Here is a 15,151-nt window from a genome sequence, read left to right as displayed (position 1 = left end):
ATTTCGAACACAGCTTCGAGAGAGAAGAGCGGTGCTAGCAATTTCAACTGCAGCTACCCGATTCCCCGGTAGGGCTCGACGGCCCGGCGAGCCGCGGACAACAGATCCCGCAACTCGGTCCGCCCGGCGGTCGGACCCTCCCCATCCAGTGCCAAGTCGCCCCCTGCGCAAAACAAACACAACGTTATGTTCAACTTGCGCAGAACAGAAACGATTCGCCTTCTCCCCCAAAGCCGAAAGCGAGGTGCCCTAAGACCGCTTTGCCAAGCAGGCAAACCCTCCTCCCAACGCCTCGCATGGACCACCGGCGCTCGTAAATTCACCCCATCGCCCCCCTCCTAGTTGGGTCACCATCGAATTCGAACACAGCTGCGAGAGAGAAGAGCGGCGCTAGCAATTTCAACTGCAGCTCCCCTATTCCCCGGTAGGGCTCGACGGCCCGGCGAGCCGCGGACGACAGATCCCGCAACTCGGTCCGCCCGGCGGTCGGACCCTACCCATCCAGAGCCAAGTGGCCCCCCCACCTGCGCAAAACAAACACAACGTTATGTTCAACTTGCGCAGAACAGAAACGAGAAGGCCCGGGATCCGCATACCGAGGAGCAGCACGACGACACCCGAGGTGCGACAGCGAGGAGGCAAGGGATTCACAATCCCTCGAACGGAGCCGCTTTTGCCTGGGGCAAAAGTGGCGGAGAGTACCGAGGAGCAACGCGACGACACCCGAGGAGCGACAGCGAGGAGGCAAGGGATGCAATCCCTCGAGCGGAGCCGCTTTTGCTTGGGGCAAAAGTGGCGGAGAGAGAGGGATTCGAACCCCCGGAACCTTTCGGCTCAATGGTTTTCAAGACCACCGCATTCGACCACTCTGCCATCTCTCCGGTCTAAGGCAGCCACGCAATTGCGACCGCATCTAACTGTCAATCCTGTTTGAGATTTCAAGTGGTCTCATGCTCCGCATGGTCGCTTCGCTTGTGTCGTCGCTAGCGTTCCTCGGAACGACCACTCTGCCATCTCTCCAATGATCGAAGAAGCAACGGATAAGTTACCCCAAGTATCTGTCAACGATGGTTTTGACTTAATTAAGGATGTCGAGGCCTGCCTTTTAATGCATCAAAGACTCCGGACGCCGCACTCCAAAGGTTCGAGAACAAGCTGAGCCTTCCGAGAAGGGAATAGCCTAGCAATGGATTTAGCAAACGGCCACGGCTTTCAACAGCTCTCTGAACCTAAATTTGGCCCTTGAAGTATTCGATCGTTTTTTGGAGCCCGTCCGACAAGGAAATCGTAGGTTCCCAATTCAAGTGCTTCTTCGCCAAGGTAATATCCGGCTTGCGCTGCTTCGGGTCGTCCGAGGGCAAGGGCTTGTGGATGATCTTTGACTTCGATCCCGTCAACTTGAGCACCTGCTCGGCAAGCTCCAGCATGGTGAACTCGCCCGGGTTGCCGATATTGATCGGGCCCTTCACTTCGTCCTGGTTCATCAAACGCACGAAGCCTTCGATCAGGTCGCTGTAGTAGCAGAACGAGCGCGTTTGCAGGCCTTCCCCAAAGACCGTCAAGTCTTCGCCCCTGAGAGCCTGTACGATAAAGTTCGATACGACGCGCCCATCGTTCGCCAGCATGCGAGGCCCGTAGGTATTGAAGATACGCACGATCCGGATATCGACTCCGTTTTGGCGGTGGTAGTCGTAAAACAAGGTCTCCGCGCAACGCTTTCCTTCATCGTAGCAGGAACGCACGCCGATGGTGTTCACGTTCCCCCAATAGGTCTCCCGTTGCGGGTGTTCGATCGGGTCGCCATACACTTCCGAAGTCGAAGCCTGAAAGACCCGAGCCCCCAGTCGCTTCGCCAAGCCCAAACAGTTGATGGCTCCCATCACCGAGGTCTTGATCGTCTTGATAGCGTTATATTGATAATGTGGAGGCGAGGCCGGACAGGCCAAATTGTAGATTTGGTCCACTTCGAACTTGAACGGATCGATCACGTCGTGCCGCACAAACTCGAAATAAGGATTCTCCAAGAGGTGGACAATATTCTGTTTTCGACCGGTAAAGAGATTATCCAAGCAGATAACCTCGTGGCCTTCGTTCAGCAAGCGTTCACACAGATGGCTTCCAAGAAAGCCAGCCCCACCCGTTACGAGAATTCTCATAGTTGAATCGTTAAAACGTCAGAACCGCGACCAACTCAACCCCTCACTGCGCAATAGGACTCTTTTTCCTCCACCGTTCCATCTCGTCAGGTAAAGACGATCCGCAAGCAGGCTCGTCGCTGCGTTCGCCACCCCACTCGAGGCGAGCAAGATGCCACCCTTTATCGAACGCTCCTTCCCAAATGGGAGCCGTCTAGCTCCTCAACGCTTCGGACCAGACCGGACGCTCCTACTCGCTTGCGATCACGCGGTAGCAAACCGGGGAATCGACTGGAGTTGGGTCGATCAAGATCGTCGAGCTCTCGCCGACAGTCGCTTCCGCGTCTGCCACCTTCTCCCAAGCTCCGTCCAAAGAGTGGATCTTCCAGAGCGAGAAGCTAGCTCCCTCGCGGTTCTCCACCTCGACTACAGCCAGGCTTTGCTCGATGCTGAATCCGAGGATATTAACCACTTGCTCCGGAGCAAGGACCCGCAATTCGAATGCGTGCTCGGTAGTATGAACGCCATCGCTGACTGCGACCGTTACCACGACCGTACCGGTCATGCCCGGATTAGGCGTCACATCCAAGGTCCGTTGGCTGCCGCTGCCCTTCAGCTTCATGCCGAATGGAGAGACGAGCATAGAGTTCGAGGAGCGGACGGAAAGCGAAAGCGAGGAGCTCGCCGTTTCCCGATCGGAGATGCCAAAGGCCAGGCCGCTGATCTCGCCATCGCCCTCGATCGTGTACCGTTCATCGAGACCGGTGATCACCGGCGCCGCGTTCCTGGTGATGTTCACCGTCAAAACGCCATTGGTGGTATTCACGCCATCGCTGACCGCCATACGAACCGTGGTGGTGCCCGAAACGCCCGGCTTCGTGGCGAAGCTCACGGTACGAGAAGCGCCGCTACCGCCGATCGAAATGCTTTCCGAGGCGATCAGGCTCTCATCCATCGAGAGGCCGACTACCGTCAAATCGGAAGCAGCCAACTCGGAATCCGAAATCGTAAATGACACCGGCCCTACCTGCTGCCCGTCGTAGACGTTGACAGCCTGCATCGAACCAACCGTAGGGGCTAGGTTCCGCTTCACCTCCACGTCGAAGGTCTGTTGCGTCAGTTCCACGCCATCGCTGACGAGAAGCGTGATAGTGGCCACACCCGTGGCGGAACTGTTCGGAGTCAGCGATACCGAGCCCGTGCCCCTTTCTAAACTCACGGCGATTCCGGTCAGAGGCACCAAAGACAGATTCGACGAAAGGGCTTCTACGACCAGATCCTCTGGGCTCGACTCCGCATCCGAGTACGAAAACTCCGCTACCGGCATCGCCTCTCCCTTCAATATAGAGATATCCTCGATTTCACCCACGACCGGAGCCGTATTCGGAACGAAGCCTACCGACACGTTCGTATACCCCGAGTAACCGTAAGCATTGAAGGCTCGCACTCGGTACTCGTACTCGCGCCCCGCAAGCACCGCTTGGTCCAAATAGGACTCCGCGTCCGCCCCCACTGTAGCCACCAAACCAAAATCCTCCCCTGGCAGGGCACGTTCGATCTCGAAGCCATCCTCGTTATCGGAATTGTCCTGCCATGAGAGTGAAAGCTCTCCCGCCTGAGCGACCGACATTCCCGCAACACACGCTGCCGTCGCAGCGATCTTCCCGCAGCGAGCTCGGAAGCCTGCGAGTTTGAGAAAGGGACCGTGGTACTTGGCGGAACGTGGGTTTTGCATGATGCACCACCATTCGCCTTCGAGCGGCCGCCCTGAAGACGCCCGACCCAAATTGAGGAACCACACGCACGCTTGAGCAAGCGCTACGCAAGCCCATTAGGTTCCGTCCGCATCTCCGCTTGCGGACTTACTTCACAATGCGTCTGGGTGTGAAAATTTGTAAAAATTCGCCCCTTTTCCATTGTCCTCCGCACCGCGTTCACCAGCAACCTGAACTCCTTCCTCTAGGGGCGCCCCTTTCCTGGTAGAGGATCCTATCACACCCCCGCCTTTTTCGCTTCCTCATACCCGTCCCTCCATCCCTCACACCTCAACCCCAAGGCCCTGAGCCCAACTTCCCCATTAAGGTCCTCGCCCTGAGCCCGCCGAAGGGATCCAGCGTAGCGATGTTCATTCCCACTCTAAGCTCCGTGCAGCACCACAAACTATTCATCTTCACTCCAAAGACTCATCCTTTGACTCAGATACCGGCATCCCAAAATCTAGAAGCCAGCCCCCGCCCCCTGCACTCTCCGCAGACTAACATCAGGGTTTCTCTCAGTGACTGCAGGAATTTACGTTCCGGGTTGCCAAGCTTCCCCGAGCAAGGCCAAATTCCCCCCAATCCAAATTCTGACTTCAACCACTGGGCAGCTATCTGAGTTCCCACCCTCAAGTTTTGCCCGGCGACACCGTAAAAAAGCCTAAAAACCTGCGTTGCTTCAACGCGGATCGCTTCTCGCTAATGAGTGATAACAAAACGAAAGAACGAAATACCGCTCGCAACGCCCGATCATTAAATCACGAATCATACATCAGTAATCAGCAATCCCAGAACAGCCACCAGCATAGGTCCGCGTTCAGTGTCTCCGCGCTTCGACGCTCCCGTCATTGGTAGCGGAAAAAAGGAACAAAACGCTCCTGAAAAACTCCGAGCACTCCGCGACCTTCCGGTCCTCAATTGCCTTGGCGAAGGAGGGGGCGCATAAATTTTCCAACTTCCAGAATCCACTACCGAGCCCAGCGATACATCTACAAGCTCCGCGCAGTACCGAGCCCAGCGACAAATTCATAACATCCCTATTCCGAAATCCACTCTCTAGACTTCGCCCAGCCCTCCAACTCCCGTGCGATCCCTCTCTAATCTACAACCTAAAACCTTCCTAGCCGAGCCCACCGGCCCGCAGCCATCAAAACAGATCCATCAGTTCTACCAGGCGGCGCCCCTGCTCCCTTATCGAAGCAAAACGAAGGCCCTGAACCTCTCCCAAGGCATTTTTCAGGGCGGCTTCGCCAGCAGTACTTCATGAGCACAGACGCATCCAGCTCCCAGGCATCGCCCCCTCGCTACGACTGCCGCATCGTCAGCCCAGCGGACGAAGCGCTGTGGAACGAAGCCATCGCAGCCGTCGACGACGCCACCCGCTTTCTATGCGTAGAGTGGACCGATCTACTGAAAAAGACCTACGGCTACGAATCTAGGCTCATCGTCATCCGCAGCTCGCAAGGCGTGCAAGCCGTGCTTCCCTACGTGATCGTCCGCTCCCCCTTCACCGGCACGCGAGCGATATCCCTGCCCTTCTTCGACATCTGCCGCGCCTACGCCACCGACGACTCGCTCATCCCCCAGCTCTACGAAGCCTTCAAAGCCGAAGGCCGCAAAGCAGGCTGGGACTACATCGAGCTCCGCGGGGACATTCGCAAGCTCCACAATTCCGAGCCCTCCCTCAGCTTCTACAACCACATCGTAGACCTCAGCGGCGGCTCCGACGCGGTCTTCGAGCGCTTGGCCTCCTCCACTCGCCGGGCCATCCGCAAGTCCGAAAAGTCCGGCGTCGATATCCAGCATTCCGACACGCTCCAAGCCCTCAAAGGCTTCTACCGCCTGCAGTGCATCACCCGCAAGCGCCACGGCCTGCCCCCGCAGCCCTTCAAATTCTTCAAGAACCTGCTCGAGCAGCTCATCCAGAAGGGCAAGGGAACCATCATTTCCGCCTACGTCGACGGCCAGCTCGCCGCCAGCGGCATCTACCTCGAGCAAGGAAGCACCATCCACTACAAATACGGAGCGTCGGACCCCACCTTCCAAGCCTCCCGCTGCAACAACTCCGTTATGTGGGCAGCCATGAAACATTATTCGAACAAAGGCTTCTCGGCCATGGACCTCGGCCGCAATTCCCTAGAGAACCAAGGCCTTCGCAAATACAAGAACACCTGGGGGCCCACTGAACGCATCACCTACTACCAACGCTACGACTTAAAAAACGACAGCATCCAAAAAATGTCCGACGATGTCTACGGCTGGCACAACCAGATCTTCGCCAACCTTCCCATCGCCCTCACCCGCCTGGCCGGCAAGCTGCTCTACAAGCACATCGCGTGATGGCCTCAACCGATGCACTTGTAGATCGCGGATCCCTAATCGCTAATCAAAAAATAGAAATCAACAACGCGACCAAGATGGTCCCGCCACTTTTCTCTCCAACAACAATCTAAAGAAACTAACCACCGAGTACACAGATAGCCATCCTGGATGTTTTTACTTCGTGCCCTTCGTGGGAAAACAGAAAGCAACACAGCGTCATCAGACGCTCTCTCAACTCAGAACATTAGCGTCCATTCGCGTCCATTAGCGGTTACAATAATACACACACAATTGAATCAAAATCTCAGCAGCCTGTCCGGCGAAGCTTCACGCGAAGACTGTCCCTCTGCGATTTCCGCGATCTAAGACACCCAGCCAATTTCATTAACAACAACTTTAGTTCCTAAGATCACCGATCAACGATTACCGATCCGAGATCTGACCCAGTCAGCACCATGAGCAATCCACAACAATCCAGCGGCCTCTCCATCACTCCGGGCGATATCATCTACACCCTATTTCGCCATTTAAAGAAGATCATCTTCTTCGCCATCCTCGGTCTCATCGCCGGGGCTGCGGTCTACAAACTCATGCCGTTGCCCTACGTATCCAACGCCAAACTACTGATCCGCTACGTTACCGAGAGCAAGGACTTCGTTTCCCTCGACAATTCCAACACCGTAAGCCCCGGCGGACGCGGCGACCGCGTCATGAATGCCGAGCTGGAGATCCTGCGCAGTTCCGACATCGCCCTCTCCGTCGCCGAGCAAGTCGGCCCTCAAACCATCCTCGAAGGCAAAGGAACCGGCACCCCCGAACAACTCAAAGTCGCCGCAGCCAACCAGGTCGCAGCCAACATGAGCATCGGAACCATGGGCCGCGACAGTAGCGTCATCCGACTCAGCTACTCCCACAACGACCAAGAAGTAGCACGTAAGGTCCTGCAGGCTACGATCGAAGACTACCTCGACAAGCACGTAGAGACCCACCGCTCCAGCGAAGCCTTCAATACCTTCCTGCTCCAACAGACCGACCAGCTCAAAACCCGCCTCGCCCAAACGGAAGCGGAATTGCAGCGGGCCCGCCAAAGAGCCGGCGTCATCAATCTCGCCAATGCCAAGAGCAACCTCGAGCAGGAGATCGCTCGCATCAGCCAGAACATACTACAAGCCGAAGCCGAATTGGCGGAATACCAATCCGCCCTCGAATCCTTCCAGGAACTGCAAGCCCCTGTCGCAGCTGCCAAGACACAGGAAAACGCGGAGGAAACGAAACAAAGCGCCGCAGAACTGGCAGTGCTAACCAAGGCTATTGAGGACTATGAAAACCTGCGCTCCTCCCTCGACGTCATGCGTTCCCGCGAGCAGACCCTCTTGCTCCAATTCACCCGCGAAAATTCACGGGTAAAAGCCATCCAAGCCAAGATGGAGGATACCCAAGCAAAGATGGATGCCCTTCTCGCAGAGCACCCCAACATCCGCGCCACGGCCATAACCGCCGATAGCAGGACCAGGACCGGCCTCAACCCAGAACTCGAAGTGAGAGCTCAGTCCATTCGCATTCGAGCCCTCACCTCACGCACAAACACTTTGAAGAGCCAACTCGCAGGCCTGCGCGAGGAAGAGAAACGCATCTCTTCCGTGGAAGCGGAGATCAACGAACTGGAGCGCCGCCGCGAGCTCGAAGAAACCAACTACAAGAACCTCGTCGTCAGCCTTGAAAGCACCCGCCTGGAAGAAGACCTGCGAGCCAGCGTAAACAGCAACATCAGCATCATCCAAGCCCCCTCCAACGGTCGGGTTGAAAACAAGAAAAAGCTAAAACTCACCGCTGGAGTCGCTGGCGGCATCGGCGTCATCGGATTGGTTTGGGCTTTCCTGGTCGACCTTCTGCTTGACCGCTCCATCAAGCGCCCAACCGAGATCCAGCGCAACCTGGGCATCCCTCTCTTCATGAGCCTGCCCGACCTCAACGATAAACGCTTCCGCAAACTAAACAAGAAGGCCGACCGGCTTGCCCTCCAGCAGACCGCAAAGGTCAAGGCCCTGCAGGCAGGCAAGAAGAAGGAAGCCTACAAACCCAAGTCGCCCACCCTACAGGCCGCCGCCCTTGCCAAGCCCGAAGACTACGGCAGCGCCAATGCCTCCGGCCCCCGCGAAATCGCTCCTTGGGACGACCAGCATGCTCTCAACGGCCACTTCGACGCCCTGCGCGACAAGGTGATCACCTACTTCGAAAGCAAGAACCTCACCCACAAGCCCAAGCTTATCGCCATGACCGGCCTCGGCCAGGAATCCGGCGTCACCACCATCGCCTCCGGCCTGGCCGGCAGCCTCTCCAAGATTGGCGAAGGCAACGTACTTCTCGTGGACATGACCCTCGGCCACGAAACCGCCCAACAGTTCTACAACGGCAAGAACATCCTCAACCTCGACCAAGTACTCGACTCCGGAACCGAGAACGACGCCAAGGTCGAAAACAACCTCTACGTGGTAGCGGAGGGCACCAACGGCACCAAGCTGCCCCGCATCATGCCGCAGCGCTTCAACAAGATCATGCCCAAGCTGCGGGCCAGCGACTTCGACTATATCATCTTCGACATGCCGCCCGTCAGTCCCATTAGCAGCACCCCGCGCCTCGCCTCCTTTATGGACGTAGTGCTGATGGTCATGGAATCGGAAGAGACCAATCGCGACGTCGCCAACCAAGCCCTCGAACTCCTCGCCGACTCCAAAGCCCACCTCGGCGGCATCCTCAATAAAACGAAGAGCCACGTCCCCCGTAAGCTAGAGCAGGACCTACTCTCGCAGGCATAAGCCTGCGAAAGCAGGTCCTGATTGCTAATTACTAATTACGAATTGCCCATTTCACAGCAACTGCGCCAACCCAAATAACCTAGTAGAAATCTCCGCGCAATCTGCGTACTCCCTGGTTAAAAACAAACCAGTCCAATATAACCCGATCACTCAAACAACACTCACTGCGCGCTTAGCGTACTCCGCGGTTTAAGCAAAAACACAACCCGATCAAAATAATCTGAGTTCATCCGTGTGATCCTTAGCGGTTAAAAAAATCCAGTGCCAAATCAACATCCAGAAATTACCGACCTGCCCGCCGACAAGTCCGCTGAAACCTCAGTGAAAGGGGAAGCCTCGGCGAAGGAGGGTCAGCCCTCCAAACCCGCGAAGACGGTTTTGGCCATTGCTTCGGCTGGCGGCCACTGGGTCCAGCTGCTCCGCTTGCGCTCCGCTTTCGAGGACCACCGAGTCGTATACGCCACGACTCAGGAAGACTACCGTATTGAAGTCCCCGGAGAAGAATTCCACCGCATCCCAGACGGAACTCGCTGGGATAAGATAAAGCTGATCCGATGCGCGTTTTCAATCTTGCGGCTGATCCTCAAAACAAAACCAGACGTCATCATCACCACGGGCGCAGCTCCCGGCTATTTCGCCATCCGACTTGGCAGGCTCCTGGGCAAGAGAACCGTTTGGATCGACAGCATCGCCAACGCCGAAGTCCTCTCCCTATCTGGCCAGAAGGCGGCAAAGCACGCTACCCTATGGCTCACCCAATGGAAACACTTGGCTCGAGATTCTGGACCCCATTTCTACGGAAATGTGCTCGGCGATTCCCCGAGCCAAGATCACGCATCGCCTGACGAGGGTCAGGATCAAGCATCGGTTATCGATAATCGCGGATCTCAAGAACGAGCTGAATTAGGATTAAATATTCCTGATAACGAAGCCCAAATCGAGCGCAGCGAGCGATCACCGATCAAATCGGAGCCAAAGTTACGCATCTTCGTCACCGTCGGTTCCGACGTGCCTTTCGATCGGCTTATCATCGCGATCGACGACTGGGCAGCCAAAACGCGGAAGCCGATAGAGATCTTCGCCCAAATCGGAAACTCCGACTACCAGCCGAAGCGCTTCGAATACTGCAAATTCCTAAGCCCAGCGGAATTCAAGGACCGTCTTGAGAATTGCGATCTCGTAGCGGCCCACACCGGCATGGGATCCATCCTCAGCGCCTTGCGGGCGCAAAAGCCCATCTTAACCCTCCCCCGCCATGGTGCCCTAGGCGAAACTCGTAACGACCACCAAATAGCGACCGCCAAGCACCTGCTCGACCTCGGTATAATAGACGTCGCCTCCACCACCGACGAGCTGCAGGAAATGCTAGAAAACCTGAAGCTCACCCCTAACCACCATTCCATCCCCCAGTGGGCGTCCGAAACGCTCACCCGCAAGCTCAACGCTTTTATATCAGAGCGATAAAATAACACTCCCTTACATACAGCATACAGATCCCAATTCCCTCTTATTATGAAAACAGCTATTATCGGACTCGGCTACGTAGGCCTTCCCCTTTCTATACAATTCTCGAAATCCGGCGTGGATGTGCTGGGGCTCGATATAGACCAAAAAAAGGCCGACCTGCTCAATGCCGGAAAAAGCTACATCAAGCACATCGGAACGGAAGCCGTGAAGAACATGATCGATACCGGTCTCTTCACCGCGTCCACCGACTTCAGCCGCATCAAGGAATGCGACGCCGCCATCATCTGCGTCCCCACCCCCCTCAACAAGAACCGGGAGCCCGACATTTCCTACGTGCTGAAGACGGGCGAAGCGATCGCTCCACACCTGCAAAAGGGCACCCTTGTCACCCTTGAATCCACCACCTACCCCGGCACCACCGACACCGAACTCAGGGAGGTGCTCGAAAAAGGTTCCGGACTCAAAGCCGGCACCGACTTCCACCTCGCCTACTCGCCCGAACGCGAAGACCCCGGCAACCCAGACAGCAAGGTAGCCATCATCCCCAAGGTCGTCGGAGGCTTCACTCCCGAATGCCAGGAAAAGGCCATCGCCCTCTACTCCAAAGCCATCAAGACCATGGTACCCGTCGGCACCTGCCGCGCTGCGGAAGCCACCAAACTCACCGAGAACATCTTCCGCTCCGTCAACATCGCCCTCGTCAACGAGCTCAAGATGATCTTCGACGCCATGGACATCGACATCTGGGAGGTCATCAACGCCGCCAAGACCAAGCCCTTCGGCTTCATGCCCTTCTACCCCGGTCCCGGACTTGGCGGACACTGCATCCCCATCGACCCATTCTACCTCACCTGGAAGGCCCGCGAATTCGAGCACTCCACCCGCTTCATCGAACTGGCCGGCGAAATAAACACCAGCATGCCAGAGTACGTCATCCACAAGGTTTCCGATGCCCTCAACCAGCAGAAAAAAGCCATCAACGGCAGCAAGATCCTCATCCTAGGCCTCTCCTATAAGCCAAACGTCGACGACGACCGCGAATCGCCCAGCTACATCCTCCTAGAAAAGCTGCAAGCCAAGGGAGCCGAAGTAGCCTACTACGACCCGCACGTACCTGTGGTCCCCATGACCCGCGAGCACGCCGAGTGGGCCGGCACGAAGTCCATCGAATGGTCCAGGGAGGCCCTCGCCCAATTTGACGCCGTGGTCATCTCCACCAACCACCAGGGCGTCGACTACGAAGAGCTCGTTTCCCTGTGCCCCGTCATCATCGACACCCGCAACGCCTTGGCAGGCATCCCGACCCGCCCCGGACAAGTCACCAAAGCCTAGCCGCTCAACTCCAGGGCCCTACGGTCGATGAACACAAGAAAGCCTTCGTAAATACCTACGAAGGCTTTCCGCCTGACGGCCTCGTTTCACTCGGATCAAAAATCAAATCGCTTCGTTCACATCGCTAATCCCTCATCGCTAATTCAATCAGCCATAAGACAAAAGCGATCAGCCATTCCACTCTCCACCTCCAGTGCAGAACCAACCAAACAGTCCAAATCCAGACCATCCACCTGTTCCGGATAGCTCGTCGAGCGGCGACAGTTCACAGCGATCCGACTCGCCTACTTCGATCACTGATTCCAGGTCACCGATCACTGATCCAGTACATAGCGACAGCTATGTGCTGGTAACTCCAGCCTACAACGAAGAGGCGCATATCGGAAAAACCATCGAGTCCGTCATCGCTCAAAGCAAGCTTCCAGCCGAGTGGATCATCGTCAGCGACCGCTCTTCGGATCGCACCGACGAGATCGTTAAAGGCTACGCCCAGAAGCATCCCTGGATCAAGCTCCTGCGCATCGAAGACAACCCAGAGAAAGGCTTCGCCCGCGTTGTCAAAAACACCGAATCCGGTATCCGCAGCCATTCGCGCCAGGACCACCCCTACCTGGGCCTCCTCGATGCCGACGTAACCTTCCAGCCCGACTACTTCGAGCTCCTGATAGCGAAATTCGAGAAAGACAAGCAGCTCGGCCTCGCCGGGGGAGTGGTCATCGATATCGGAACTCCCCGAGACGTCTTCCCCCGCAACAAGCAGGAAGTTCCCGGCGCCGTACAGTTCTTTCGCCGTAGCTGCTTCGAGGCCATCGGCGGGCTCATTCCCATTCCGGAAGGCGGTTGGGACGGCATGACGGCCGCCATGGCCCGTATGGCCGGCTTCGAGACGCGCCTTTGTACCGACCTCATCGTCGACCACCACAAACCGCGCAACATCTCCCAAGGCGGTTCGCTCAAACGAAAATACCAGATGGGCACCCGCGACTATGCCGCCGGCTACCACCCGCTCTTCGAGATCGTCAAATGCTGCTCGCGCGTCCTACGCGAGCGCCCCTACTTCCTAGCCTCCATCGCCTGGCTCTGGGGCTACGCCGTAGCTGCCTGCAGACGAAACTCGAGAATCGTCCCGGCGGAAGTAGTAAACTACATCCGCCAAGAACAACTAAAACGCATCAATCCGCTTTCTCGAGGAAAGGCATCCGTCATCTCTGAACAGTAGTCGGTAACCATTAATCTAGCGTCAAAAGCAATTGATAACTCTCTGTGATCTCCGCGTTCTCAGCGGTTAAGAAAATCTCGGCCCTTCAAGTGCAGAACCCAAGCAACAGTCCAACTCTCGATAACAGATCACCGATTACCGATCCGCGATCTGGCGAAGCCAGCGATCAGCAATCAGCAATCAGCAATCAGCAATCGGAGCACTGCTCCGTCTCCATCGTCATCGTAAACTGGAACTCCAAGGATTACGTAGCCGCCTGCCTGCGTTCGTTAGAGAAGTATGAAAACATCAATCAGCTGCAAATCATTGTCGTCGACGGCGCCTCCTACGACGGCTGCGATGCCATGCTCGCCGCGCAATTCCCTTACGTGCGCTTCATCCAGTCCCCCGAAAACGTGGGCTTCGGCCGCTGCAACAACCTCGGCGTGGAGCAGGCCACCAGCCGCTACCTTCTTCTCCTAAACCCCGATACCGAATTCCGGGCCCCCACCATCGACAAGATGGTCGCCTGGCACCAAAAGCTCCCCCAAGCTGGCATTCTCTGCCCTCGACTGCTCCTCACCGACGGAAGCCTCCAGTACAGCAGCGTGCAAGCAGCGCCCACACCGCTCAACCAGGCCCTCGGCAGCGAATTCCTGCAAAAACGTTTCCCCAAGTCCAAGCTCTGGGGCACCTACCCCGCCTACTACCGCAACGCGCCCACCTCTGTCGAAGCCGTAAGCGGCGCCTTCATGTTCCTGAAAACCGAGACATTCAGATCCGTCGGAGGCTTCAACCCCGCCTACTTCATGTACGCCGAAGACATGGACCTCTGCCTGCAGGTCCGCCGGGCCGGCCTGCTCAACTACCACATCCCAGATACCGAAGTCACCCACCACGGCGGCGGCAGCTCCAGCAAGCAAGTGAGCACATTTGCCACCCTAAAAATGAAGGAAGCCAATCGCCTGTACTTCCTAATAAACCACGGAAAACTCGCAGCTGCTTCGTACGTAATAGGTCAATCCGCTAGCGCTATCGTAAGATGCATTTCGTGCTCAATCAAAAGCATCGTAACAGGTAGTTCCCCAAGAAGGAACCCTACTTATTCTAAATGGATTTGCACCCTAAAGTGGACAATCAGCGAAAAGCACTACGACGAGGACAAACGATGACTAACAATCATCAACACATAGACGCTTCGAGTAAAACAGACTCTCCTTCAAGCAGTCATACAAAAACCCAGCAGCGAAAAAGCTCCATTGAGCTCCTGAGAATCATTTCAGCGACAGCAATAGTACTATATCACATCGAAGGCAGCCCATTCAAAAAGGCGACACACTCCGGACTAATCTGTTTCATAATAATTGCTACAATATTTCAAATAGATGCAAAAACACAACGCCCTCTCGTTTTTTTCAAAAAAAGAACGATACGAATACTCACGCCATGGGGTTTCTGGGGGTGCATCTACTTCACTCTAAACCTAGCGACAAACAAGAAAGCGTTTCCATACTCCAACGGAGTGATAAACGATATTCTAACAGGACCGTGGATAGGGCTATGGTTCTTCCCTTTCATATTAGCAACATCACTCGCAACACACCTAACAACAACAACTTTTAGAGAAAAACATAAATACACCAAGATCACCACATACGCAATCCTGACTTGCATCGCACTATATGCATTCAAAGCGAGCAACCCAACCGAACCACCTTGGTCGCAATGGCTCCACGCCCTCCCCAGCATTCCACTTTCATTTTTGATTCGTGAATCAATTGAACCTACAAAAAAAATCGTGTTACCCTTACTGGTAACACTATTCACATTCATTTCCTGCGCAACAATCGCTCCCGAGCTGACAACAACCTACACCTTAGCAACATTCGCTGTAGCCATAGCATTCTCAGCAAACAATCTATCATCAAAAGCCATCAACAAAACTAGCATATTGTGCCTAGGAGTATACGTAACTCATTCAATATTCATCCGCATCTCAAACAAACTCATCCCCCAAGAATTTAACAGCACCCTAACTATCTTCCTAGCAGCCACCTCCATGTCGTTCATCACTGCTTACCTACTATCCAAAACATACCTCCGAAGAATCATCACATAGATTAC

At 55.6% G+C, this 15,151-nt stretch carries 9 protein-coding genes, 1 tRNA gene and 1 pseudogene; 8 read left to right on the top strand and 3 right to left on the bottom strand.

All coding sequences use genetic code 11. The annotated features are described in order from the left end of the window. Nucleotides 1–793 precede the first annotated feature (793 nt). From QEH57_RS23885 to QEH57_RS23875, 3 genes are all read right to left on the bottom strand, one after another. Nucleotides 794–881: transfer RNA gene (locus QEH57_RS23885), tRNA-Ser, on the bottom strand. 348 nt (nt 882–1,229) lie between these two features. Continuing rightward, nucleotides 1,230–2,156, bottom strand: coding sequence for an SDR family oxidoreductase (locus QEH57_RS23880; protein WP_309009325.1), 927 nt, complete (start codon nt 2,154–2,156; stop codon nt 1,230–1,232). A gap of 229 nt (nt 2,157–2,385) precedes the next feature. Then, the gene (locus QEH57_RS23875; RefSeq protein ID WP_309009324.1) at nt 2,386–3,870 is read right to left on the bottom strand and encodes a hypothetical protein; all 1,485 of its coding nucleotides are present in this window, start codon (nt 3,868–3,870) and stop codon (nt 2,386–2,388) included. A 1,285-nt stretch (nt 3,871–5,155) separates the two neighbouring features. On the opposite strand from QEH57_RS23875, the gene QEH57_RS23870 reads away from it, so the two are divergent. From QEH57_RS23870 to QEH57_RS23840, 8 genes and pseudogenes are all read left to right on the top strand, one after another. Next, nucleotides 5,156–6,232, top strand: a complete 1,077-nt coding sequence (locus QEH57_RS23870; protein ID WP_309009323.1) for a GNAT family N-acetyltransferase — start codon at nt 5,156–5,158, stop codon at nt 6,230–6,232. Nucleotides 6,233–6,669: 437 nt separating this feature from the next. After that, nucleotides 6,670–9,030, top strand: coding sequence for a hypothetical protein (locus QEH57_RS23865; RefSeq protein WP_309009322.1), 2,361 nt, complete (start codon nt 6,670–6,672; stop codon nt 9,028–9,030). Nucleotides 9,031–9,351: 321 nt separating this feature from the next. Beyond that, nucleotides 9,352–9,840: pseudogene (locus QEH57_RS25030) on the top strand (glycosyltransferase); the annotation flags it as partial. Next, nucleotides 9,835–10,494 (top strand): glycosyltransferase, encoded by a 660-nt coding sequence (locus tag QEH57_RS25025; protein WP_343224838.1) that lies wholly within the window; start codon nt 9,835–9,837, stop codon nt 10,492–10,494. The pseudogene QEH57_RS25030 and the gene QEH57_RS25025, both read left to right, overlap by 6 nt. Nucleotides 10,495–10,542: 48 nt before the next feature. Continuing rightward, nucleotides 10,543–11,829, top strand: a complete 1,287-nt coding sequence (locus tag QEH57_RS23855; RefSeq protein WP_309009320.1) for a nucleotide sugar dehydrogenase — start codon at nt 10,543–10,545, stop codon at nt 11,827–11,829. A 343-nt stretch (nt 11,830–12,172) separates the two neighbouring features. After that, nucleotides 12,173–13,048: a glycosyltransferase family A protein gene (locus tag QEH57_RS23850; protein WP_309009319.1), complete on the top strand. Its 876-nt coding sequence runs from the start codon at nt 12,173–12,175 to the stop codon at nt 13,046–13,048. An 89-nt stretch (nt 13,049–13,137) separates the two neighbouring features. Further along, nucleotides 13,138–14,199, top strand: coding sequence for a glycosyltransferase family 2 protein (locus QEH57_RS23845; RefSeq protein WP_309009318.1), 1,062 nt, complete (start codon nt 13,138–13,140; stop codon nt 14,197–14,199). Next, nucleotides 14,196–15,146 (top strand): acyltransferase family protein, encoded by a 951-nt coding sequence (locus QEH57_RS23840; RefSeq protein ID WP_309009317.1) that lies wholly within the window; start codon nt 14,196–14,198, stop codon nt 15,144–15,146. Before QEH57_RS23845 ends, QEH57_RS23840 begins: the two co-directional genes overlap by 4 nt. Nucleotides 15,147–15,151: the final 5 nt, after the last annotated feature.

It is taken from the genome of Pelagicoccus sp. SDUM812005 (genome assembly GCF_031127875.1).
In the GTDB taxonomy this organism is placed as follows: domain Bacteria; phylum Verrucomicrobiota; class Verrucomicrobiia; order Opitutales; family Opitutaceae; genus Pelagicoccus.
This window is presented reverse-complemented; position numbering and strand designations above follow the sequence as displayed.

What these genes read in the sequence shown, in the direction of transcription:
- QEH57_RS23840 (WP_309009317.1), top strand. Translation starts at nt 14,196, where the DNA reads ATGACTAACAATCATCAACACATAGACGCTTCGAGTAAAACAGACTCT.
- QEH57_RS23880 (WP_309009325.1), bottom strand. Translation starts at nt 2,156, where the DNA reads ATGAGAATTCTCGTAACGGGTGGGGCTGGCTTTCTTGGAAGCCATCTG.
- QEH57_RS23865 (WP_309009322.1), top strand. Translation starts at nt 6,670, where the DNA reads ATGAGCAATCCACAACAATCCAGCGGCCTCTCCATCACTCCGGGCGAT.
- QEH57_RS23875 (WP_309009324.1), bottom strand. Translation starts at nt 3,870, where the DNA reads ATGCAAAACCCACGTTCCGCCAAGTACCACGGTCCCTTTCTCAAACTC.
- QEH57_RS23870 (WP_309009323.1), top strand. Translation starts at nt 5,156, where the DNA reads ATGAGCACAGACGCATCCAGCTCCCAGGCATCGCCCCCTCGCTACGAC.
- QEH57_RS23855 (WP_309009320.1), top strand. Translation starts at nt 10,543, where the DNA reads ATGAAAACAGCTATTATCGGACTCGGCTACGTAGGCCTTCCCCTTTCT.